At 53.0% G+C, this 21,521-nt stretch carries 22 protein-coding genes; 11 read left to right on the forward strand and 11 right to left on the reverse strand.

The features are described 5' to 3' along the window. Positions 1-120 precede the first annotated feature (120 nt). From AN477_RS12810 to AN477_RS12825, 4 genes are all read left to right on the forward strand, one after another. Complete coding sequence (locus tag AN477_RS12810; protein ID WP_054969561.1) at positions 121-1,209, forward strand: M42 family metallopeptidase; 1,089 nt, start codon at positions 121-123, stop codon at positions 1,207-1,209. A gap of 100 nt (positions 1,210-1,309) precedes the next feature. After that, a complete protein-coding gene (locus AN477_RS12815) occupies positions 1,310-1,639 on the forward strand; it encodes a hypothetical protein (RefSeq protein ID WP_054969562.1) in 330 nt (109 codons plus the stop codon). 102 nt (positions 1,640-1,741) lie between these two features. Then, positions 1,742-2,839: a tetraprenyl-beta-curcumene synthase family protein gene (locus AN477_RS12820; protein ID WP_054969563.1), complete on the forward strand. Its 1,098-nt coding sequence runs from the start codon at positions 1,742-1,744 to the stop codon at positions 2,837-2,839. Positions 2,840-2,854: 15 nt separating this feature from the next. Then, positions 2,855-3,277 carry a DUF2269 family protein gene (locus tag AN477_RS12825; protein WP_054969564.1) on the forward strand — a complete coding sequence of 141 codons (423 nt, stop codon included), beginning with the start codon at positions 2,855-2,857 and terminating at the stop codon, positions 3,275-3,277. Positions 3,278-3,387: 110 nt separating this feature from the next. Here the strand turns inward: AN477_RS12825 and folB are convergent, their stop codons facing one another. Continuing rightward, entirely contained in the window at positions 3,388-3,765 is a 378-nt protein-coding gene (gene folB, locus AN477_RS12830) for a dihydroneopterin aldolase (RefSeq protein WP_342668558.1), read from the reverse strand. A gap of 190 nt (positions 3,766-3,955) precedes the next feature. Between folB and AN477_RS12835 the strand changes: the two genes are divergently transcribed. Next, positions 3,956-4,411: an OsmC family protein gene (locus tag AN477_RS12835; protein ID WP_054969565.1), complete on the forward strand. Its 456-nt coding sequence runs from the start codon at positions 3,956-3,958 to the stop codon at positions 4,409-4,411. 195 nt (positions 4,412-4,606) lie between these two features. Here the strand turns inward: AN477_RS12835 and AN477_RS12840 are convergent, their stop codons facing one another. From AN477_RS12840 to AN477_RS12855, 4 genes are all read right to left on the reverse strand, one after another. Beyond that, positions 4,607-5,920 (reverse strand): MFS transporter, encoded by a 1,314-nt coding sequence (locus AN477_RS12840; RefSeq protein WP_054969566.1) that lies wholly within the window; start codon positions 5,918-5,920, stop codon positions 4,607-4,609. 77 nt (positions 5,921-5,997) lie between these two features. Beyond that, the gene (locus tag AN477_RS12845; protein ID WP_169787888.1) at positions 5,998-6,858 is read right to left on the reverse strand and encodes a YihY/virulence factor BrkB family protein; all 861 of its coding nucleotides are present in this window, start codon (positions 6,856-6,858) and stop codon (positions 5,998-6,000) included. Between the two features lie 29 nt (positions 6,859-6,887). After that, on the reverse strand, positions 6,888-7,907 hold the full coding sequence (locus AN477_RS12850) for an RluA family pseudouridine synthase (protein WP_054969568.1): 1,020 nt from the start codon (positions 7,905-7,907) through the stop codon (positions 6,888-6,890). 129 nt (positions 7,908-8,036) lie between these two features. Beyond that, entirely contained in the window at positions 8,037-8,279 is a 243-nt protein-coding gene (locus AN477_RS12855) for a NifU family protein (protein ID WP_054969569.1), read from the reverse strand. 190 nt (positions 8,280-8,469) lie between these two features. Between AN477_RS12855 and AN477_RS12860 the strand changes: the two genes are divergently transcribed. Both AN477_RS12860 and AN477_RS12865 read left to right on the forward strand, forming a co-directional pair. Further along, positions 8,470-9,126 carry a hypothetical protein gene (locus AN477_RS12860; RefSeq protein WP_157061949.1) on the forward strand — a complete coding sequence of 219 codons (657 nt, stop codon included), beginning with the start codon at positions 8,470-8,472 and terminating at the stop codon, positions 9,124-9,126. 61 nt (positions 9,127-9,187) lie between these two features. Further along, positions 9,188-9,385 (forward strand): DUF378 domain-containing protein, encoded by a 198-nt coding sequence (locus tag AN477_RS12865; RefSeq protein ID WP_054969571.1) that lies wholly within the window; start codon positions 9,188-9,190, stop codon positions 9,383-9,385. Between the two features lie 194 nt (positions 9,386-9,579). On the opposite strand, the gene AN477_RS12870 is transcribed toward AN477_RS12865, so the two are convergent. From AN477_RS12870 to AN477_RS12880, 3 genes are all read right to left on the reverse strand, one after another. Beyond that, complete coding sequence (locus tag AN477_RS12870; RefSeq protein ID WP_083486264.1) at positions 9,580-10,218, reverse strand: GNAT family N-acetyltransferase; 639 nt, start codon at positions 10,216-10,218, stop codon at positions 9,580-9,582. 230 nt (positions 10,219-10,448) lie between these two features. Continuing rightward, positions 10,449-10,928 (reverse strand): hypothetical protein, encoded by a 480-nt coding sequence (locus AN477_RS12875; RefSeq protein WP_054969573.1) that lies wholly within the window; start codon positions 10,926-10,928, stop codon positions 10,449-10,451. 87 nt (positions 10,929-11,015) lie between these two features. Next, positions 11,016-13,361 carry an ATP-dependent helicase gene (locus AN477_RS12880; RefSeq protein WP_245631816.1) on the reverse strand — a complete coding sequence of 782 codons (2,346 nt, stop codon included), beginning with the start codon at positions 13,359-13,361 and terminating at the stop codon, positions 11,016-11,018. Between the two features lie 204 nt (positions 13,362-13,565). Here AN477_RS12880 and folE point away from each other — a divergent pair, with 204 nt between their 5' ends. Next, positions 13,566-14,183 (forward strand): GTP cyclohydrolase I FolE, encoded by a 618-nt coding sequence (gene folE / locus AN477_RS12885; protein ID WP_054969574.1) that lies wholly within the window; start codon positions 13,566-13,568, stop codon positions 14,181-14,183. Positions 14,184-14,441: 258 nt separating this feature from the next. On the opposite strand, the gene AN477_RS12890 is transcribed toward folE, so the two are convergent. Next, a complete protein-coding gene (locus tag AN477_RS12890) occupies positions 14,442-16,280 on the reverse strand; it encodes an AMP-dependent synthetase/ligase (protein ID WP_054969575.1) in 1,839 nt (612 codons plus the stop codon). A 293-nt stretch (positions 16,281-16,573) separates the two neighbouring features. Between AN477_RS12890 and AN477_RS12895 the strand changes: the two genes are divergently transcribed. The 3 genes from AN477_RS12895 to AN477_RS12905 are packed head-to-tail and all read left to right on the forward strand — an operon-like array spanning position 16,574 to position 18,320. Then, on the forward strand, positions 16,574-17,107 hold the full coding sequence (locus AN477_RS12895) for a DJ-1/PfpI family protein (RefSeq protein WP_054969576.1): 534 nt from the start codon (positions 16,574-16,576) through the stop codon (positions 17,105-17,107). Positions 17,108-17,115: 8 nt separating this feature from the next. Next, the gene (locus AN477_RS12900) at positions 17,116-17,757 is read left to right on the forward strand and encodes a peptidylprolyl isomerase (protein ID WP_054969612.1); all 642 of its coding nucleotides are present in this window, start codon (positions 17,116-17,118) and stop codon (positions 17,755-17,757) included. 50 nt (positions 17,758-17,807) lie between these two features. Next, positions 17,808-18,320, forward strand: coding sequence for a hypothetical protein (locus AN477_RS12905; RefSeq protein ID WP_054969577.1), 513 nt, complete (start codon positions 17,808-17,810; stop codon positions 18,318-18,320). A gap of 543 nt (positions 18,321-18,863) precedes the next feature. Here AN477_RS12905 and AN477_RS12915 read toward each other — a convergent pair. Both AN477_RS12915 and metX read right to left on the reverse strand, forming a co-directional pair. Continuing rightward, positions 18,864-20,174, reverse strand: a complete 1,311-nt coding sequence (locus AN477_RS12915) for a homoserine dehydrogenase (protein ID WP_054969579.1) — start codon at positions 20,172-20,174, stop codon at positions 18,864-18,866. Between the two features lie 4 nt (positions 20,175-20,178). Further along, entirely contained in the window at positions 20,179-21,492 is a 1,314-nt protein-coding gene (metX, locus tag AN477_RS12920) for a homoserine O-acetyltransferase MetX (protein WP_083486266.1), read from the reverse strand. Positions 21,493-21,521: the final 29 nt, after the last annotated feature.

A 21,521-nucleotide genomic window follows, 5' to 3' on the forward strand; every position in this document is an offset into this window, starting at 1 on the left:
TATGCTTGTCAAACGATAGATGGCACCGGATCGGCAAGGGAATCACTGTACATGTTAGAATGGGACATGACGTTGGCAAATGCTCCAGCCATGACCATCGGTTGAAGGGAGAACGATTGCATGACGAAAGAAGGAACTGAGTTGAGTTCAAATACACAAAAACCAACCTATCTCAAAGAACTTCAAACCTTGTTGGTACGGTTACTAGATACTCCGAGCCCGACCGGCGACACTCGGGAAATTATTCAGCTGCTTGAACGGGAATGCGAGTCCTGCGGCTTAACGACGAGACGCAACCGTAAAGGCGGTCTGCTGATTGACTTGCCCGGACGGGACACCACCAAACGTCGCTTTATCACTGCACATGTCGATACCCTCGGTGCAATGGTCAAAGAGATCCTGCCCAGTGGACGGCTTCGTCTGCATAAGATCGGCGGTTATGCCTGGAACACGGTTGAAGGTGAATACTGTGGTGTCAAGACCCAGGATGGTGCAGTCATCACGGGTACAGTCATCCTCCACAACACGTCGGTACACGTCAACGGAGAGGTTGAAAAGACCGCTCGCAACAATGACAACATTGAAGTTGTCCTTGATGCGAAAGTGAGTACTGCAGAGGAAGCCCAAGCACTCGGCGTGTCGGTCGGGGACTTTGTGTACTGGGACCCACGTATTCAAGTGACCGAAAGCGGCTTTATCAAGAGCCGCCACCTCGATGACAAGGCTAGCGTGGCGATTGTCCTGCAGTTACTGCGCGAACTCACCGCAAGTAAGACAACGCTTCCGTATAACGTTACAGTCCTTATCAGCAACAATGAAGAGATTGGATACGGCGGCAATTCCAACGTGCCCGATGACACAGTGGAATACCTCGCAGTCGACATGGGGGCGATTGGCGACGGACAAACCACGGATGAGTACTGCGTGTCCATCTGCGCCAAGGATGGTTCAGGTCCGTACCATCTTGGACTCCGTCAGCATCTGGTGGAACTTGCAAAAGCCAACAACCTGTACTACAAGGTCGATATCTACCCGAACTACAGTTCTGATGCGTCTGCCGCCATCCGCGCTGGCAGCGATATCGTGCACGGCCTAATTGGGCCGGGGGTCGCGAACTCTCATGCATACGAGCGCTCGCATCTCGAAGCACTCGAGAACACGTATCAACTGCTGTACGCTTACTTATTATCTGAGACCCTTCAGGCATAAGCAGCAAACAACTTCCGCCTACGCCTATGACACTTGTCTCACCATCCGACCGCTCCCTGTCATAAACTACAGCAGAGAGATACGGTTGGAGGTGACTCAAGTGCAATTGGATACGGTTTTAAAAGTTGGGTCGTTGGCCTTCAGCGTGGCCCAGGACGACCACGTTCGGGAACTGTTTTCCATGGTGCACAAGGGAGCGCGACGGCGTGGATTGATTGGTGTGATGCCTCCCCCGCAGTCACAAGCTGGGGCACCGAAGCCGGCGAGCGCACCTGCGAAAAAGCCAGAAGCCCCCATTCCCTTCGCGCCAGAGCCAAAACCCGCAGCTCCAGTTGCTTCCGGGGCTGACTTAAGCAAACTGCTGAACGGCCAAAATGCAAAGAAACTCCTTGGCGTTGCAGGTCAGATTGGCCAAATGTTAATGAAATAAGGAAAAGCAAACTCGGCACGCGGAGAACCCGCATGCCGGTCTACATATTCTCCTATACTAAGCGTATGATATTCGTTCTGACAGGATTGTCTGACTGGAGTCATGTCATTATTCGATCCATGTAACGACCAGGAGGTGCAACTACTGACCGACAGCCCTAAGACACCCGCACAGTTCTTGGTCAGATTGTTTCGCGATGTGCTCCCGATTGCTCGACAAGAGATTGAACGCTGGACAAGCCTGGCGAACGAAATACCGGATGAGACACTGCGCACCCAGGCTCTCGCGAGTCTGCAATCCAAACGGTTTCATGCCGATGGAGGCTGCGTGTACGCAGCAGTGAACCCACTGTTCACAGACTCGTTGGTTCGGCTGATTGTAGCCCTGCAGACCATCAGTGATTACCTCGATAACCTCTGTGACCGCTGCGAGTCATTAGACGGGGCCGATTTTGATTGTCTTCACAATGCGATGCGGGAAGCCGTCCGTCCTGAAGCAGCGCATTCGCAGTACTACGCTCTGCGCGGAAATCCGAGCGACGGCGCGTATCTTGATACACTCGTCAGCACCTGTCAGGAAGAAGTCCGACAACTCCGGGGCTACGCCAGTGTGAGGCCATACGTTGAGTGGTTGGTTGAGCGGTACTGTGAGCTGCAGGTACACAAGCACATTGAACCGAGTGAACGGACAGCCACCCTCATGGCATGGTCGACTCCATACGAGAAAACCTATCCGGACATTCACTGGTGGGAGTTTGCGGCTGCTTCAGGGTCAACACTCGGGATGTTTGCGATGTTCCTTGCAGCCACTGAAGACGTAGATGAGTTAACGGCAGAAAAGATGTTTCAAGCCTATTTTCCGTGGATTGGCGGTCTGCATATCCTTCTCGATTACCTCATCGATCTGGATGAAGATGACGTTGCAGGTGACTACAATTTCGTGCAATGTTATCCTCAGAAGGATTACGCGCGCGCGCGAATTAAGTGGTTCGTGGAACAGAGTCTCGGCCATGTGGAGTCCCTGATTCCGCGCCCGCGTATTCACCGTGAGGTTGTACGCGGACTGCTCGGAATGTACTTGTCAGATGGAAAGGTCAAGCGACAACCGGATGTAAGACCTACCCGACGCCTCGTACTTGACTCCGGACCAACCACTTGGATGTACTTCGGCGCCTGCGTGCTGTACCGCAAGATTCGTTAAGAGAGGGAGCCAACCGTGCCGACCATACTCGTGCCTTTGATTGTCGTGCATGTGACAGCAGTGCTGTCCAAGTTTTCCTTGTTCTTTGCCATTCCAAGACTAAAGAGCGTGGAAGCGGTCAAGTCGTTCCTTGCCAAATACCGACCCTTTGAACGAACCGCTGACTGGATTCTCTGGATTACAGGGGCATTCCTTATCTATTTCAGCAGTTGGCAGCTATTGCGGCAAACATGGATGATTGTGTCATTGGCTCTCTACCTGCTGGTGTTCATCAGCATTCGGTTTGCCCTGACCGGGTATCTCCGAAAAATTGCCGACAGTAAGAAGCTATACGCGCACGACGAACTGAAACGACTGCGTACGAACAATTGGTGCGTGAGTATCATTGCTGTTGTTTTACTTGGGATTATCGCCTATCTGATGATGGTCAAGCCGTAAGGCGTCGGCGGGGCGCCCGCCCCGCACGACTGCGCAACAGAGCCACGGGCCCTGAAAGACATGGGGCACGGCGACACATGACCACCGGCCCCCGACGGTTGAGGTCCTGTCTAGTCCTCAACGTTTGTTCTCGACCGGTCAAACCGCGTACTGACACGCTGGAAGATACCAGGTACGGGGGCACTCGGCTTGGAAACCTCGACTACGATACGATTGAGCTGTGAGAACTGCTTGAACAGGGCATCACAGATTCGCCCAGCGACAGTCTCTATCAGATTTGCAGGGGTACCCTCAACGATTGTGCGCACAACTTCATACGCTGCACCGTAGTCAACGGTGTCGAGTACTGAATCGGAAGCCGCTGCAGGTGCAAGGTCAAGATACAATTCAAGATCGACCGTAAAGCGCGACCCAAGCTTCTTCTCCTCTGCGAACACACCGTGGTATCCGTAAAATACCATGCCTTCAATTCGAATTTGGTCCAACATGAAAACCCTCCAACATCCAAAATTGCGGCAAATTTGCACTCAATCTGTCATGGATAGCTTACACGGACAGGCCCATTTTAAATTCCTTCAGACTGCATCGTACCGAAAGGCGCGCAAAAGGTCTAGCGCCAAACAGAAAGTATATGTAGAATAAAATTAATGTTTCGACTTCTTTGAGGAGGTAGGTTATATGCCCGATCATACATCAGTCTATCTACGCGCCGTCGGCACCTATCAAAACAGCGAACACGGCAGCTATTCCTTGCAGACGGAATCATTACATATAGACCATCTTGCAACCATGCTTGATGATTCAACCCAATCCACATCTCCGGAAGAACTGCTGCTGTCGGCGGCAGCCGGTTGTTACCTCATCACCCTCAAGACGCTTTTGGTAAACCGTGAAGTTGCATTCACATCCATCGAACTCAACTCTGAAGGCCACGTCATCAACGACGGTGGATTACGTTTTGATTCCATCGTCCACCGACCGGCCATTCTGCTTGAACACCCCGCAGATGAGGCAGAACTTCGGGTTCTCGCCGCACACGCAGAACACACCTGTATGGTTTCCTGTGCTATTCGCGGAAATGTAGCCGTTTCTGTAGAACCCACAATCCTCGTCCAAACAGCCCACAGTTCGTAAGCAAAGGACATACGAGTCGCCGTTCATTTCGTGCATCAGCCACTGCTGCGTCCAGTAGCGGCGTCCTCGGTGTGTCCCCGTAACACTGCTTCGCATCAGACAGTGTTCATTCAGACACGTTTATGCAGACAGCCTTCATGAGAAGGGGTGTCGACGCAATGGAGTCGACAAGGCGAAGTCGCCAGACTCGGCGGTCTAAATCTGCACGGATGAACTCGTCGACCAAGGTGTCCGCCTTTTGATCATGGCACTTGTCACCCAGAAGACGCCGCCTGCAACCAACCGCAGACCGGTTGAAATGAGCATCCCTGCAGTCATCCCCCAGTGCCCGAGGAACCATATCCCAATCTCCGGAGCCATAAAACCAATGACCGACAAAGCCACATTGTAGTACGCAATGTAGGTTGTTCGCTCTGCCTCAGGGCAAACCTCGAGCAGATATGTGAATAACAAGAGTGTTGTCCCTGCGTTGGGGATCCCAGTGACAAAGTTGATGAGAAACAAGTACCACATGTTTGGGGAGAGGATAGTCAAGGCAGGTGTAAGCGCCATCCCGACGGCAGCGAAGGCCATCATCCGTCCATTCCCGAACCGATCCGCCATGCGTCCCCACCAGCGATACGTTAAAATCTGTACCAACTGATTGGCAACAGTGAACAGGCCCAGCCAAAGTGCAGGAGCATGAGCCTCGGAAATTTGGTAGATGTTGAAGAGTGGCCACGCCAACTGCCAGCCAAAGTTGAAAAACAAAAGCCCTCCGCCGACGATTAAGAACTGCTTGTCGGCCAAAACGCGGCGCAGCGTGTCTGTTCGGAACCGTCGAATTCCCTTCACCAACAGCGGTACCGCCCGTTTTGGCGGAGCAATGCGCTCATGGTGCATCATGAGGAACCAGACCTCAGCGACGGAAAACGCGGCTGTCGTTAAAAACGCGATCTGATACGGCCATTTCAGATGTTTATCAAACTGTTGCAATAATAGTCCGGATAATAGTGTCGCGAACAAACCAACAATGGTCGTAATCCGATTTCGTTCACTGAAAAACGGGGAGCGTCGCTCTGGAGGAATCAGGTCGCTGATGAACGCCTGCCAGGAGAGATCGCCGAAAGACTGGGGCACGCGAATCAAAGCGACAAACCAGACAACCCAGAGTGCCGGGTGTGAAACTGCCAACCAAGGCAGGATCGCAATCAAGATAAAGATGCTGCGCGATATCGACGTCGATACGGAGCAAAAAATACGCTTGCTTCGCGCTCGCCCAATCGTGATGGCTGCAAACAACATTGCAAACAGATTGACGAGTGACGGAAGAGAATTTAACAGACCCATTTCACTGTCGGTAGCATGCAACGCGTCGAGCAGATACATAGCCACGTAGCCGTTTACAATACTTAGGCTGACAGTGGCAAAACTGCCGTTCCAAATACTGAGCGACTCGTTGCTGCTCTTGATTGAGTTCCAATTCCATTTCTGGACAAGTGATCGCGGGTTAAATGATTGATTAGGCATGACACCATATTGACAAGAGAAGCGATGGACTTCAAGACCCGAAATGAGCCATTTTGTACCATACCGCTAAAGTGATGCTATGTTTCATTCGCTTGGCTCTCCACCACACTCTCAAGCGTCGCAGACACCTCTGCGCCGAACAGTACCAAAATACTCCCAACGTACATCCACAACACCAACAACATGACGGTCGTGAGTCCACCGTAGATCATGTGGTAGCGACTAATATGCGTGACGTACCAAACAAAAACCTCCCGTCCGAGGTCCAGCGCCAATGTCGAGACAATCGCACCTGGAAACAAAAACACCCAATCAATCCGCCTTGATGGCAGGTAACGAAAGCAAACGATAAAACCGGTGACCAGTGAGAGCGGGAAAATGACCCGTGACAGCCCGTGCACAAACCCGAACCATCGGAGCAACCCATGCTGCAAGACCGGGCTCGCTGTAATGACGGGTGACAGCCATAACACGAGTGCAGAGCCGAGGGTGAGCACGAGTAAGATGATCAACATCAGAAATGCAATGACACGGCGGGCAACAAACGACCGCTGTTGTTCGGTGCAGAAGATGGTATCGAGCGCTTGCTGTAATGCGATAAAACCACTGCTCGCAGACCATGCCAAGGTCACGCCGCTGACAAGCCCAACATTCCCTCCGCTCGACAACTGACCAATGTTCTGCGAGATAATATCACGGGCATCGTTCATCGCAGGAAAGTACGGACTCAAAAGGTCCATCAGATAGTTTTCTGTGACGGCGTGCGGCAGAGCAACAGACAATGCGTAGATTGCCAACAACAGCAGTGGAAACAAGGAAAAAAAGGCGTAGAATGCAATGACAGCCGCAAGCGAAGCAATATCATGATTTACCGTAGAAGTTGTAAGAAGCCATAGAAAGCGAAACGTCCGCTTGATACCAGCTTCTGCTCTCTCCACCATCCCACCTCGCTTCCACATGACCGGGTTCAACCGTCTGCTTTGAGATATGTATCCGCACAACCGAGTTCTTTCAGCATCGCCGACATCGGCTTTGGCAACGGTGCCTCAACCACAATTTGTTCTTTCGTATATGGGTGAACAAACTCCATCCGACGAGCGTGTAATGCTTGGCCAAGACCTGCCCAAGACCACCCCTGCCCTTTGGAGGCACCTCCGTAAAGCGCGTCTCCTACAATCGGGCAACCGGCGGCAGACACATGCACACGAATCTGATGCGTGCGGCCTGTAGCCAACGTACAGGTGATGACAGACAGCACATTATGTATGGTAGACCCTTGTGCGAGTTCCCTAAACTCCTGGTGCCAATGTCGCTCAAAGTTCGTCACGGCTGGCTTTCCCGTTCGGGAAACGATGTATGCACCGGATCGATGCCGGTCTCGCCCAATCGGCAAATTCCAAGTTCCGCGCTTTGGCAGACTCTTCCCGAATACAACCGCCAGGTACTCTCTGCGGATTTGTCGTACCGTCATCATGGCATCGAGCGCCCTGGCTGCAAAAGGATGCTTGGCAAACAGAATGCACCCCGTTGTGTCCCTGTCGAGTCGATGTACATGTGTGACGTCATGATCTTCGTCATAGGTGCCAAGATACTGACGCACTCGGTCAATGAGGGTATCTTTCACCTCAGTGCCATCGGAATGGACAAGCAACCCGGCCGGCTTGTCCACGACCAAGACATGATCATCTTCGTAAAGGACGTCGATACGGCTGTCCCCTATCCCTGCAGGTGTTGAAGCATTGTAGTGGGTTGCTGTTGTGTTCATCAACCAAATTTTTGTCCGTGCGGAGAGCACAGTTTCACGAGATACAGCTTGACCGCCGACACGAACCAGCCCTTCATCAAACAAACGCGTCACGAACCCGTGCGGCAGCAAGAGCTCTTGCTCCAACCACTCGGAAATGGACAAGCTCGTTTGATGGTGGCCAGGCGTGACGACCAGGTTGTGATTCACAACACGTGCGTCCGTGACCGTCTCCTCCTTCAAATCCCCTACTGTTCATCCTAATCGAATCGATCGAAAAACATTCTTCATGACCCTAAAAGAGAACAAAACGCGGTGCATCCCCTGCACCGCGTAGCGTATTCCTTTATCTTGCATCATATCGTCGCGTTATTAATAGGCTTCGACAGCTTGCACCTCAGGAACTGCCATTCGGACCGCGCGCTCCACACCCATCTTCAGGGTCATGACACTTGCCGGACAACCAACACAGCTGCCAGTGAGGGCGACAAACGCCGTCTTGGAAAAATCATCATAAGAAACAAATTCCACGTCGCCGCCATCCTGTTGAATGGCCTCGCGAATTTGCTCAAGCGCTTCTTGAATTCGAGACTCTATGTTTTGCTCGGTCGTCATAACGTCATCCCTCCACCTTCAAGAATACGACACATCTATGAACCCTGCAAGAGACATCCGCCGCAACAACCCATGCCAAAGCAAAAGTGAGACGAAACAGCCGCTAAAAAACGGGCGAATGCCATGCCCATCTGCGTGTAACACCCATACGATACAGTAACAACCTGAGGCCGGAGAGGATGCATCACAAGTGGCCCGATTAGAACGATGGAAATATATACCGATGTTGGTTCGTGCATATCAGGAAGCAAAAACGCGCGCTCAGTCTCATGAGCCCACGGCGCATAGTTCATCCGATCTAGAAACACAAAGTAGTGGTTTCGCATCGTCTGACCAAATGATGCTGCGCGAGGCTCGTCAAATGCCGTCAGCCCGCCGGATGACAAAGAGGAGTTCGTCTGCCTCTGGAGCATCTTCAGGACGTGCAGCTGGTGGTTTAGGCAGGGTCCGTGCACGTCGCACAACGGTTCAAAATCGGACGGCAGTGCATGGGAACACGGTCAAAAAAGGTGTGCATCGATTGGCAAATCAAGCTAAAAAGAGAGCCAACGTACGGTCGGCAGCACGACCATTACGTCCACAGTCACGTGTTTTACCGAAGCAACATGCCTCTATTCAAGAGGTATTACAGGAACTGCGATCGACGAAACAACAATTAAGCCAGCTCCAAGCAATCCAAATGCAACTGAATGACGTTCAAACTCAGCTCAGTCAACAACTCGAGGTTTTGAAGGGGTCGATACGTGAGACCAAAGAATCACAAATACAAAGGTCTGCTGGAGAGAGTGATACGCGCACGACTGAAAAGACAAATCTTGACAATCGAAGCATACCGTCTGAGATGTAAAAAAGTCTCTGGATGCCCCTGCGCATAGGAGTAAATACTGTGCGTGAAAGGAGGGTGCATTATGAGTAAAACGGCGTTGACGATTGTCATCATCGGTGCCATTAACTGGCTGCTCGTAGGCTTGTTCAGATTTGATCTTGTGGCTTCATTATTTGGTGGACAAGCTTCCCTCGTGAGCCGCATCGTCTATGTCATCGTAGGCTTAGCAGGGCTGTACTGCATCTCGCTGCTATTCACGGAAAACAGGGTCACCGACTAGTTATCTGTTTCTGGGAGCGGGCGGCCGTAAAAGGGCCGTCCGTATCCGCTTTTGGTGAGGTCGTCAAAACACACCCACCCAGAAAGTCGCTCGGAACCGAAGCCCAAACAAAAACAGCCCCCTCCACGTTGGAGGAGGCGAGGCAAGGAAAAACCCCACAGTTGCCAGGGGATGTATCAGCTCGTGCCGAGCATCTACCAGGCTTGCAAATCATCTGTCGGGAACCTTCCGACAGCGACCGATGTTCCATTTGTCCCAGCTATCACCTTCTGGAAACAAATGGAGTTTGGCGGGAGCTGGTACACTTCGGTAAAGCCTAACTTCTTTGTAAATGCAAGACTTCGTTTGTTGTTCTGCTGTACAAACACTTCAAGTGTGTGAACCCGCTGTTTCTTGGCGTCCTCTTCCAAGTGTTGCATGACGTGCGTTCCTATGCCGTCGGACTGGTGGCTCGGGTCAATGACAAGCGCGCTCACATGCATTTTCCCATCTGGCGCCACCAAATAGGAGTAATAGCCAATGGGTTTTCCTCCACGTTCAACGATCACGGTTGGGGCACCCGATTGCAGATAGCCCAGGAACTGTTCCCGGGGAAACGGCTCGCCAAACGACTCACTGTGAACCTGCCCGAGCTCACCCTCTGTGAGATTGAGAATGTATGGGTCGTCGGCAGGAATTCTTGGCCGAAAGGACAGAGAAGCCGTCTTTACTGTTTTTGTTCCCTGGTTTTTCGGCTGTGCTTTTGACCGTGAAGACGTGCGAGCTTTCGATACAGGACCAGGTTTTCTTGTGCTGCGCCGCTTGCGGACGACTTTGCCGGACTTGGCAGGCATATGAAGTGAACCTCCTTCGTAATGCATTGCGTCACCCACAACATATGCGTCTATCCGGGCGAATGTCATTGTTCGGTTGATTGAATCAAGCCCAGCCTTTGGGCGCGAAACTTGCTCCAACTTGGAGGCAATCAAGCGGGCTTCGGCATCAACCATGCCGAACCCAGGCATAAAAAGACCCGGCGTGTACGCTGCCGTACGCTGCCAGGCCAAGTGGAACTGAAAACTGCCTACTTTGAGTTTTTCGCTTTGTCGTTGCGAGAAAACCTGCCGAAAAATCCTTTTGACTTGGCCGGTGCATTTTTGCCGGCTGCCTTGCTTTTCGAACTTGCAATCGGAGCGTTCACGAAGCCGATATAATTTCCCGCGATATCCATCTTATACTTATGATTCACCTGAATCTTGTCGAACTCGGTCTTGGTCGTATGGAAGTTAACCGTTTGCATTCGACTCATCTGAACGCCTTTGACTTTTTGCGATACAGTCACCCGGCCTACGACATGGTAGTTCTTAAACTTTGCAAAACGCATCCATTTGTTTTGCGCACTCTCACGGGTCACTTTCTTGTTTAACACAAAGACTTCATGCCGTTCCTTTGCAGCGTTGTACTGCGCATCAAATTGCTTCTGGCGTTTTCTCGTGTAGAGATACAGCCATGTGTAAAGGCCCGCCAGGACCACAATGACAATAATCGAAATCCACCAACGCAACTGCATCTGCCCCCTGATACGTATTCACGGACATCCCCATGTAGCCAACATTGTAGCATCTTTTGATATCTGCCTGCATCATCCGATTTAATCAGCCGACACCGGTCGCGCGTGGCGCTTCGGAATTGTCTTCATTCCAACGGAGGGATGAAACATGACGACCAACTGTGGCTCGAGCTTTTCCGGCTCCGGTTGTGACGTCTCCTCCGTTGTGGACACTACCGGATCCGGAGATGTAATTTCCTCGCTCGCCGATGTATCTGACTTTTTGCCTGACTTTGAGGCAGCCTTGGTTTTTTTGGACTTGCTTGGTTCGTCCGTGGTTCCGGACTTCGCTTTGTCGGCCTTTGTCTTTACGGCAACAAGTTTCGTTTCAAGGACAATGCCTTCTCCGTATTGAGGGTGACGAATCCTGTCTCCCGGACCCCAGTTGTAGATTTCGTCGTTCGTGAGCGACAACCGCTCAATATGCGTCTCCGGCAGTTCAGACAGAAAGCGTGATGGCTCCCGCATCATCACCTGCCCATACAGGGTTCGCTCTGTACAGTGTGTTAAGTGCAGGGTGTCTTTCGCCCTGGTGATGCCGACATAGCAGAGGTTGCGTTCCTCCTCGAGGCCTTCTTCGTCATCAATGGACCGCGAGTGTGGAAACACACCGTCCTCCATCCCGACCAAAAACACGACGGGAAACTCAAGTCCCTTGCTAGCATGGAGGGTCATCAGTCGGACAGCTTGCTCCGGCTTGCCTTTTTCCTTGTCGACCTCACTTAACAGCGACACCTCAGCCAGAAACTCGAGCAATGTACCGTGTCTCCGGCGGTCAAAAGACTGCGTCACACTGAACAGTTCATCGATATTCTCAAGTCTTTGCTGGTCATCCTTTTTGTGACTCTCAGCGTACATGGCTCGATACCCTGTCGCATGCAGCAGCTCACCAAGGATCTCAGTCACCGTCATTCCTTCCATCCACATCATCACTTCGTGCATGACATCGTGAAAGGTCTTGGCTGAAGCAGCCGTCTTTTCTGTGAGACCCGCCTCGACGCCGTGCCCTAGCGCGTCAAGCAGCCCCATTTCATTCGAGTGTGCAAACTCAAGCAGTTTGTCAACGGTTTGCCCACCGAGGCCGCGTTTTGGTGTGTTGATGATCCGGAGAAGTGCAATTTCGTCCTGAGGGTTTGCCAAAACCCGTAAATAGGAGAAAACGTCCTTGATCTCCCGCCTGTCATAGAAGGTCAACCCGCCTACAATCGTGTACGGAATGGCGCGCTGCATGAATGCCTCTTCTAATGCACGGGATTGTGCGTTGGCACGATAGAGGACAGCGCAGTCGCCAAACCCGCCTCCGTTATTGACGTGCGTCTCAATTTGTTCTGCAACGTATTTTGCCTCATCGCTGGAATCTGTCACCGTACACACGATGATCTTATTCCCCTGCCCTCGTACTGACCGCAGGTTCTTATCTTTTCGGCGGACGTTGTTGCGTATCACCGCGTTCGCGGTCTCGAGGATCATCTGCGTCGAACGATAGTTCGTTTCGAGCGTAATCACCTGACAATCCCGGTAGTCTTTCTCGAAATTCAAGATGTTGCTGATGTCTGCTCCGCGCCAAGCGTAGATGGCCTGGTCAGAGTCCCCGACGACACAGATATTTTGATGTTTACCAGCCAACAACTGAACGAGACGATACTGGGCATGGTTTGTATCCTGGTACTCATCAACGTGTATGTAGCGGAACTTATCCTGGTATTTCTGAAGGACATCGGCGTGCTGCTCGAACAGTTGCACGGTGTTCCCAATGAGATCGTCGAAATCCATCGAGTTTGCCGCAAACAGCCGCTTCTGATAGACCTCAAACACATCGAGCGCAACCTCGTCCTGAAGCGATTCTTTTGTGAGTTTGCCTTTTTTCGATCCGTTCTTCTTGATGGTTGCCAACCCGCCCTCATTCTTCCAACGCGAGATGGTTGCGTGAATCTGGTACACGTCAAACTTTTTCAAGTCGTAGTTTAAGTCGAGCATCGCCTGCTGAACAGCTGTGCGTTGGTCATCGCCATCGAGGATAGTAAAGCTCGGCTTGTAGCCAATCCTCTCCGCCTCACGCCTCAAGATTTTTACGCAGATGCTGTGAAAGGTACCCATCCACAGATCGTCTGCAGCTCTGCCAATCAGTTGCTTGATGCGCTCCTTCATTTCTCTGGCGGCTTTATTCGTAAATGTAATCGCAAGGATCTCATGAACGGGCACAGAACGCACCTGAATCAAGAATGCGATCCGTCGCGTCAAGACACTCGTCTTTCCACTCCCCGCCCCGGCAACGACCAACAACGGGCCTTCCGTCGTCAGGACCGCATTCTTCTGCTCCGGATTGAGTCCTTTTAGCAGTGGATTTTTTGTGGCTGAAGCGTCGTACGGCGCCTGTTGCATATTCATAGATGACACTCCCGAAACATGCTCGTGACCAAGAGGGTTAGCAGACAGTGGTGTTTGAAGGAAAGTATGGCTGATGATTCTTTCCTTGTCTTGCGGAGTTCTTTCTAGGACTACTATAATGAGACAATGGTTCCCACGCAATGCCTGAATCATGGCATATGTCCCATATCAGGTCGATTGCCGTTCGAGGAGAGGAGGCCAGTCATGATTAACGAACAATCTCTTACTTCATCCAATACAGATCCCGGACAGGCATCCCAACCGAACCAGGAGCGGGTGAATGTCGCGTACCATGTCCGAAAAATTCTTGAGTTGCTCGGAGAAAACCCGGACCGTGAAGGTTTGCTTGACACACCGGATCGCGTCGCAAAAATGTTTGAAGAAATGCTTAGCGGTTTGAATGTCGATCCGGTCAGTGTCCTCAACACCACCTTTGAAGAGACGTCAGACGGGCCTGTGATTGTATCTGACATCACCTTTTACAGTTTGTGTGAGCATCACATGGTGCCGTTTTTCGGGAAAGCGCACGTCGGCTACCTCCCGGGGAAGCGCATTGTCGGCCTCAGTAAACTGGCGCGGCTTGTCGAGACAGTCAGTCAGCGATTGCAGGTGCAGGAACGGATGACGAGCCAGATTGTTAACGCCGTCACCACCGCACTCGAACCTGAGGGCGTCATCGCTCTTGTCGAAGCAGAACACACCTGTATGTGTGCACGAGGTGTGAAAAAGCCCGGATCGCGAACGACGACCATCGCCGCCTCCGGCAGATATAAGGACGATGTTGCACTTCGCCAAGAGTTTCTGCGGATGATTGGCAAGTAACTGACTGAGAACAGTGAAGTCCGCGTGAAATGGGGTGCGTAGAGAAGTGCGGGAAAATGGCGTATGGCATGCCATCTTGTAGGCCAGCAATGTAGAACACTGTAGAGCAATGTAGAACACTGTAGAACTTAGCGCACTGAAACGAAGGAACGCGTCGGAGACCCGACGCGTTCTTTTACTTTCCTCGGTGTTATCGTCTTTCGTGTGAACCGACGGGTCTGAAGCCGTCGGCGTCTTTCCGGCACGCAATCCGGCATTTTAGCCCACTTGCCCTCTAACGGGAAGGTACATCGCCTCAATCTCACTTTCGTACCGATCCAGGACAGCTCTGGCTTTGATTTTCAGCGTTGGTGTCAGGAACCCATTCTCGACCGTGAACGGATCGGATAAGATCAACAGCTTTTTTGGCCGCTCAAATTCTGCATAGCCTTCGGTTTGACGCCGGACCTCGTTCATTAAAAGTTCATTCAGTTCCGGATCACTCCTCCATTGCCCCTTTGCAGGCAACTCCTTGCCGTGACTCTTGTACCAACTGGAGATTTCCTGTTCGTTCGGCACCACAATCAGAGATACGAACTTGTAGGCCTGGCCCACCATCAAGGCTTGATCAATGAATCGACTTTTCAGGATGTCTCCTTCAATCGGTGCAGGGGTGACCTTTTTGCCCGTCGACAGGACAATCAGGTTCTTCTTGCGATCCGTTATCCTGAGATATCCGTCCGAAGTGACTTCACCGATGTCTCCCGTATGTAGCCAGCCATCGTCTGTAAACAGATCCTTTGTGGCGGATTCATTGTTGAAGTAGCCGGATGAGATACTCGGGCCTCTGACCTGTACTTCGCCTTCCTCGTCGGTGCGAACGTCAACATTGGGCAGAATTTTCCCTGCGGTGCCCAGGTGCACTGCGCCTGGCGGGTTTACACACACAACCGGAGATGTCTCCGTCATGCCGTAACCCTCGCAAACCGAAATTCCGGCAGCTGTGAAGAACTCACCCACGTACTTCGGAAGCGGTGCTCCGCCAGAGATGACAGCACGTAAACGACCGCCAAGAGCTCCCTGAATCTGGCTGAAGACCAGCTTGTCATACATGCCGAGCTTGAACGATGGCGCAGCCTCCTTGGATACCCGAACCTTCATCCCAAGTTCTACAGCGTTTTCAAACAGGCGACGTCGCCAAGCTGGACCACTATCGACCTTCTTATATGCAATCTCCTGCACCTTCTCGAGCAGTCGCGGCACGGTCGTAAAAAGGGTCGGTGGCATGCGCAAAAAGTCCTCTGTGATTTGGGAAAATCCTCTGGCATATGCGATAGTTCCGCCTGCGCTCAGAATCACGAACTGCCCGGCGGTCCGTTCAAAGATATGCGACAAAGGAAGATAGGACAATGCCCGATCCGTGGAACGGATTTCGAACACCTGTCGAATCCCACGGACATTGGCAAGCAGATTGCCGTGAGTCAGCATGACACCTTTCGGTAAACCGGTGGTGCCGGAGGTGTACACGATGGTCGCCAAGTGCTCTTCTTCAATATTCGACCATCCTTCACACCACGCGGCGTTCTGCTTTCGGGTCAGTGCTGCGGTCCATGTGGGAAATCGATAGAAGTCGTATAATTCCTTGGCGGCTGAAATGGTGTCCTGGTTTAGATCAGTGTCGGATGTGTCGAGCAAAACGACAAACCGCAACAGTGGGATTTCTTCTCGCGGTATCTGCAACAACTTTTGCAACTGGGCGATATTCTGAAGAAACAAACCCTTCATTCCTGAATCTCGGACGATATGTTCAATCTGTTGAGGAGGGATGCTGGGGTAAATCGGCACCGTACATGCGCCGCGGCTAAGAATGCCAAAATCACATAAGGGCCACCAGGCTCGCCCCTCTGCTAACAGACCGATTCGGTCTCCGCTCTCTACGCCAAGGTCCTTTAGGTGCAGTGAGATGGACTGAATGTCCAACCACATGCGCTGATACGTCCACGTATCATATTCGCCGGACTGATTCGGATTCATGAGTGCAACTTTGTCTCCAAACTGCTCAACCGTCGTCTCCAGCATCGCAACTAGATTGCGTGCGTCTACTGCACTTTCCACCATTCGTATCCACCTCCGGCCCGGTTTACCGGGTAATTCGAATGTTCCCAAGTTTGCGCGTTCACTGTCTCGCGGCATTTGTCGTCATCTCGTCGATTGGCTGTAGTCTCTCCATACTATGCTTATGTGACTCAGAGAAACTAGCCAGCAGGTCGTAAGCGGTTACATCTATAATACATAAATGTTTGCAAAATGACAATGTGTCAGTACTTGTGCAGGGATTGGATCCACAGCCGAGGTTTGGTACATTGGGACTAGTTAACTCGATACATGGTGTAAGTGAGGCGGGTCAGGGTATGAAGGCGGCGTTTCTCGCTCTCCCGAACTGTGAAATCTGGCAAGTGGCAACACTCCAACGCCTGCTCACAGAACGTGGATGGTCAATGAGAACATTGACCATCGGTGGACAAACTGTTTGTACGGACGGCGGTGTACGGCTGGTTCCTGATGGAGACGTGTACAACACCTTCCCTGGGGACTTCGGACTGCTCGTTGTCGCAGGTGGGACCATCACGGAGCAAGACACGCGCGATCCTAGCTTAATGCGCTTCCTTAGACAGTATGACGTATCTGGCGGAGCCATCGCTTGCATCGGATCGGGCGCTGCAATCGTTGGTGCAGCTGGGCTTTTGGGCGGGCTGCACACTGCGGTGGATTCCGACGTGGTACAGGCATTTCCTGACGCATTCAACCACGCGATATTGACAGATGAGCTCGTTGCCCTCGATGGCAGCGTTACGACCGCCCACAGGGACGCCTATGAGCTGTTTGGAGAGGTGACACTGGAACTTACGGAGACTTACCATCTAGCAAGGAGGAAACAACCTTGAGAAGCATCATGAAAAGCAGTCAACTGGCTCTGGCAGCTGTAGGCCTAGGCGCAGTCGTTACACTTGCAGGGTGCGGTGCATCGAACCAGCCGGGAAACACAACCGGATCGCAGCCAGCACAGTTGCAATGGAGTTCCCCACCGGCGATGCAGATTAATACGAGCAAGCAATACGACGCGGTGGTACATACAAACTATGGTAACTTCACGATTCAATTGTTCGCAAATGCCGCTCCACATACGGTAAACAACTTTGTATTCCTAGCGAAGCACAACTACTATGACAACAATCAGTTCTTCCGGATTATCCAGTCCTTCATGATTCAGACGGGCGACCCGACGAATACAGGCACCGGAGGGCCCGGCTACACCTTTAACGACGAGCTGCCTCCGAAGTACCCTTATGCACCCGGAATCGTTGCAATGGCGAATGCAGGGCCAAACACGAATGGCAGTCAGTTCTTTATTTGCACTGGACCTGACAGCAAAGGGTTGCAACCGAATTACACCGAATTTGGCAAAGTCATCAGCGGAATGAGCGTCGTACAGAAAATCGCGGCGATCCCTGTTGTCACGAACCCCAACTCGGGCGAGCAAAGCATGCCAACCAAGAAGGCGTATATTGAGTCCATTGATATTCAGGTGAAGTAGCGGAGTCACAAGTCGCACCCTCGGGGGTCACCCCATTGGGGGTCACCCCATTGGGACTGAGTAGAGCAAAGGGAACGCACATCGGAGGAATTAGTGTGAGAAGATATGGATGGGTCTTCACCATATTGATTGTGGCAGCGTTTTTCATTATGAAACACCGCTCGATTCCCTATGCCCCGACACCGGACACCGTGATCACTACATCCCAAGGGATACGCGTTGCGGCTTATATGAAGATGCCGACAGGCAGTGGTGAAGCGTGGGTCCTTGCGAGGAAGGCCAGCGGAGAGTACGTGGTCAACGTCTACAATCGACAGACTCTGGTACATGTGTTTACAGCCGGCCAAACGGTGAAGCAGGACTCAAGTGGTACTACCTACAGTACCACGGACCTGATTCGACTCGGGCTGATGGAATACCAGGCCACAGACATTCACGTGAACAAGGATGGCCGCACGGGCTACATCGACTTCAAGGAAGTCTCAGGCATCACGGGCAACAATGTTGTCGGGAATGCAGCCGGCGGCTCAGCGGGCAACGCCGTCGGTAATAACGCCGGGTAAGCCTGAACGCCACGTAACACTGACCACGGAGGCGGCAACGCGGGAATTGAACGCGGCGAACGAACGTACACGTGCCGGTTTTGCCGACCGTCTGCTGTTGAGGGCGAGGTTGCCTGTTTTGGCGGCCGGCTGCTGTAGAGGGCGAGGTTGCCTGTTTTGGCGGCCGGCTGCTGTTGGGGGCGAGGTTGCCGATAGCGACCAGGTTGCTGTTGGGGGCGAGGTTGCCGATAGCGAACTCAATTTCCCTTATCTAGGCTTTTGCCCTCTAATAGTGAAAAACAACGGACGAATCGTCCGTTGTTTCCTCATTATCCCTCTGACAGCCGCATGAATAGCACGATAGCGAACATTTTTTCCTCTGTGCTTCGAGCCAACGAGTGAAACTGCCCGATAAGGGAAGAAACTTCCCCTATAACTTCAGACACGGCCACTCAGGCGCCCACCGGGCGGCATGCCCACGCCCGCCACAGCCGCACTCCCGCACGCGAGCCCAGGCGCCCCCGTGCCCCCATGCTGACACCCGCACGCCCGCTCCTGCTCCCACTACTTCGCCAAAGCGAGGCCCACGTCGTCCGCTTTGGCAACGTTTGCTGGCCGCAGGATGCCTTCGCCCGACACGGGATATACGGCAAAGTCACCGTCTAGACTGCTGCTGACGACGCGCAGGCATTCCAGAGCTCCGAGGTCACACCCGCGAACGTACCATGCTTCTGCGTTGGTACCCTTCACGCCGAGGTACTTCACTTGGGCGGCACCCAAATCGGATCGCCAGGCGAGAGCTGGTTCATTTCCTGCAGGCCCAAACCCAAACCGTCGCCGGACCAAGAAACTTCCGTGCCGGAGTGACTGTGCGACAATCTGTCGCGACTGGCGCAGCCGAAACTCACTGCCTTTGACCACTTTCACAACATCCTCGACCACGGCACTTGCCGTCGGCAGCGCTCCGGCTCCGGGGCCAGACAGTCCGATCCGTCCGACGATATCCCCCTCCACCTCGAGGAAGTTGTCGGCGCCGGAGATGTGATAGAGCGGATCGTTCGCCGGGACCAGCTGCGGACCAACCGCCGCCGACAAGCTCCCGGTCTCTGCATCAACACGTGCTTCAACAATATGACGGATCCGACACCCGAGATCGTGCGCATACTCGATATCTTCGGCGGAAACCTCAGTGACGCCTGTCAAATCAACGTGTGACGCGATCTCCACATCGAACGCCAGCCTCGACAGAATCCGCAGTTTGTAAAGCGCATCGTAGCCGGCGACATCCATCGTCGGATCGGCCTCGGCGTAGCCCAATCGCTGCGCCTGAGCCAGGGCTTCGATGAAACCTTCACCGGCCTCTGTCATCTTCGTCAGGATATAGTTGTTTGTGCCGTTCACAATCCCACGGATTCGTCCGATCCGATTCGCGACAAAATAGGTATGCAGCGCGTGAATGGCGGGTACCCCGCCAAGTACGCTGCCCTCGCAAAGTAACGCCCGATTCAGCCGCTTCGCAAGCGCCTGCAGTGTTTCGCCGTGGATAGCCATCAGCTCTTTGTTCGCAGTCACCACGTCTTTGCCTGACTGCAGTGCGAGCGTAATCGCGCTTTTGGCTGGTTCAATACCGCCGATGACTTCCACCACAATATCTACATTCGGGTCCGTCACCACCTGGCGCCAGTCGTCGCATACAAGTTCCGGATTCACTCTAGGCCCACGTTCACGATTCAGGTCCTGCACCGCAATCCGGGTGACTTCAAATGAAGCACCGACACGTTCAACCAGCGCATTGCTGTTCACCGTGAGTGCTTCCACCACACCCCCGCCAACGACTCCACATCCAAGCAATCCAATCCGCACTCGTTTTTCCACGAGCTCACTCCTTCCCCAAATGGGCCGATACCAACGCGTTCAACATGTCATATTCAATCAGGAAAGCATCGTGGCCATGCGGCGAATCGAGCTCCAGATAGGTTAAGGGCGCCCCGAGCTCCTCTGCTCGGGCGACCGTTTGAGCGAGATCGGACGACTGATACAGGTAATCACTGTTGATGCCGACGACTGTGGTCTTGCTTTGAATCATTGCCAAGGCTGCATCAAGGCCGCCGCGAGCCCGGCCGATATCGTGACCATCCATTGCCTTTGTCAAGTATAGATAGCTGTTCGCATCAAACCGTTTGACAAACTTCTCCCCGTTGTAGGCCAGGTACGACTCGACCTCATAGACAGGCCGAGTAAACTCTTGCCTGCCCGTGCCGCCCGTGCCGTCCGTACCGCCAATTCCACCCTCACCGCCAATTGCGTCGGACAAACCAGTCGACGTTTGGCGTCGCTCAAACTTCACGTCGTAGAGCCCGCCAGCTCGATAGGTCAGCATGCCAATCGTACGAGCAAGCGCTAAACCGTCTGTCGGCGCCTGACCGCCATAGTAATCGCCCTGTTGCCAAGCCGGATCGCTCGTAATCGCCTTGCGCATCGCAGCGTTATATCCAATCGCCAGCGGTGGAAAAGCCGCGTGCGCGGCCATCACAATCCCATTTTTCACGCGATCGCAATCTTCAATCAACCATTCCCACACCTGCATCCCGCCGAGCGACCCGCCGATGACCAGCTCTACGCCTTCCACTCCAAGGCTGTCGATGAGGTTAATCTGAGCACGGACCATGTCCCGGATGCTCACAAGTGGAAAACGCAGCCCGTAGTGGATCCCGTCCGGAGCAATCGACGAAGGCCCCGTCGTGCCGCTGCACCCACCGAGGACATTGCTGCAGATGACAAAGTACTTTTCCGGATCAAGTGCCTTGCCCGGGCCAATCAACCCTTGCCACCAGCCATCTGAAGGGTCGGCTCCAAGCGTTGACGGGCCAGCATGCGCATCCCCCGTCAGCGCGTGGCAGACGACAACAGCGTTGTCTCTTGCAGCATTCAATTCGCCCCACGTCTCATACACCACATCGAGGTTGAAAATCACTTGCCCCGTTTCACACTGAAAGCGGGGCATCCGGGCGACGCGACAATGATGGCGCAGTTGATTTGCACTCTCCGCATCATTTGGTTCGTGGTTGCCCGGTTCAGCGTACGTCCGGTGGTCTTGTTGTTTGTCACGACAAAACGGTTCGTACGTGACATAGCCCTGCACCCTGACCGGTTGCAGAGTACCTGATACATCAGGTTCGAGTTCCTGTGCCATCTGCACGTTCAGCCCCCCCTTGAATGACG

Origin of the sequence: Paenalicyclobacillus ferrooxydans, from assembly GCF_001399675.1 — a bacterium.
In the GTDB taxonomy this organism is placed as follows: Bacteria; Bacillota; Bacilli; order Alicyclobacillales; family Alicyclobacillaceae; genus Alicyclobacillus_B; species Alicyclobacillus_B ferrooxydans.

Coding starts and splice junctions, on each gene's coding strand:
- metX (WP_083486266.1), bottom strand. CDS start 21,492: ATGGCACAGGAACTCGAACCTGATGTATCAGGTACTCTGCAACCGGTC.
- AN477_RS12810 (WP_054969561.1), top strand. CDS start 121: ATGACGAAAGAAGGAACTGAGTTGAGTTCAAATACACAAAAACCAACC.
- AN477_RS12855 (WP_054969569.1), bottom strand. CDS start 8,279: ATGACGACCGAGCAAAACATAGAGTCTCGAATTCAAGAAGCGCTTGAG.
- AN477_RS12880 (WP_245631816.1), bottom strand. CDS start 13,361: ATGAATATGCAACAGGCGCCGTACGACGCTTCAGCCACAAAAAATCCA.
- AN477_RS12900 (WP_054969612.1), top strand. CDS start 17,116: ATGAAAAGCAGTCAACTGGCTCTGGCAGCTGTAGGCCTAGGCGCAGTC.
- AN477_RS12865 (WP_054969571.1), top strand. CDS start 9,188: ATGAGTAAAACGGCGTTGACGATTGTCATCATCGGTGCCATTAACTGG.
- folE (WP_054969574.1), top strand. CDS start 13,566: ATGATTAACGAACAATCTCTTACTTCATCCAATACAGATCCCGGACAG.
- AN477_RS12890 (WP_054969575.1), bottom strand. CDS start 16,280: ATGGTGGAAAGTGCAGTAGACGCACGCAATCTAGTTGCGATGCTGGAG.
- AN477_RS12840 (WP_054969566.1), bottom strand. CDS start 5,920: ATGCCTAATCAATCATTTAACCCGCGATCACTTGTCCAGAAATGGAAT.
- AN477_RS12895 (WP_054969576.1), top strand. CDS start 16,574: ATGAAGGCGGCGTTTCTCGCTCTCCCGAACTGTGAAATCTGGCAAGTG.
- folB (WP_342668558.1), bottom strand. CDS start 3,765: ATGTTGGACCAAATTCGAATTGAAGGCATGGTATTTTACGGATACCAC.
- AN477_RS12835 (WP_054969565.1), top strand. CDS start 3,956: ATGCCCGATCATACATCAGTCTATCTACGCGCCGTCGGCACCTATCAA.
- AN477_RS12870 (WP_083486264.1), bottom strand. CDS start 10,218: ATGCCTGCCAAGTCCGGCAAAGTCGTCCGCAAGCGGCGCAGCACAAGA.
- AN477_RS12820 (WP_054969563.1), top strand. CDS start 1,742: ATGTCATTATTCGATCCATGTAACGACCAGGAGGTGCAACTACTGACC.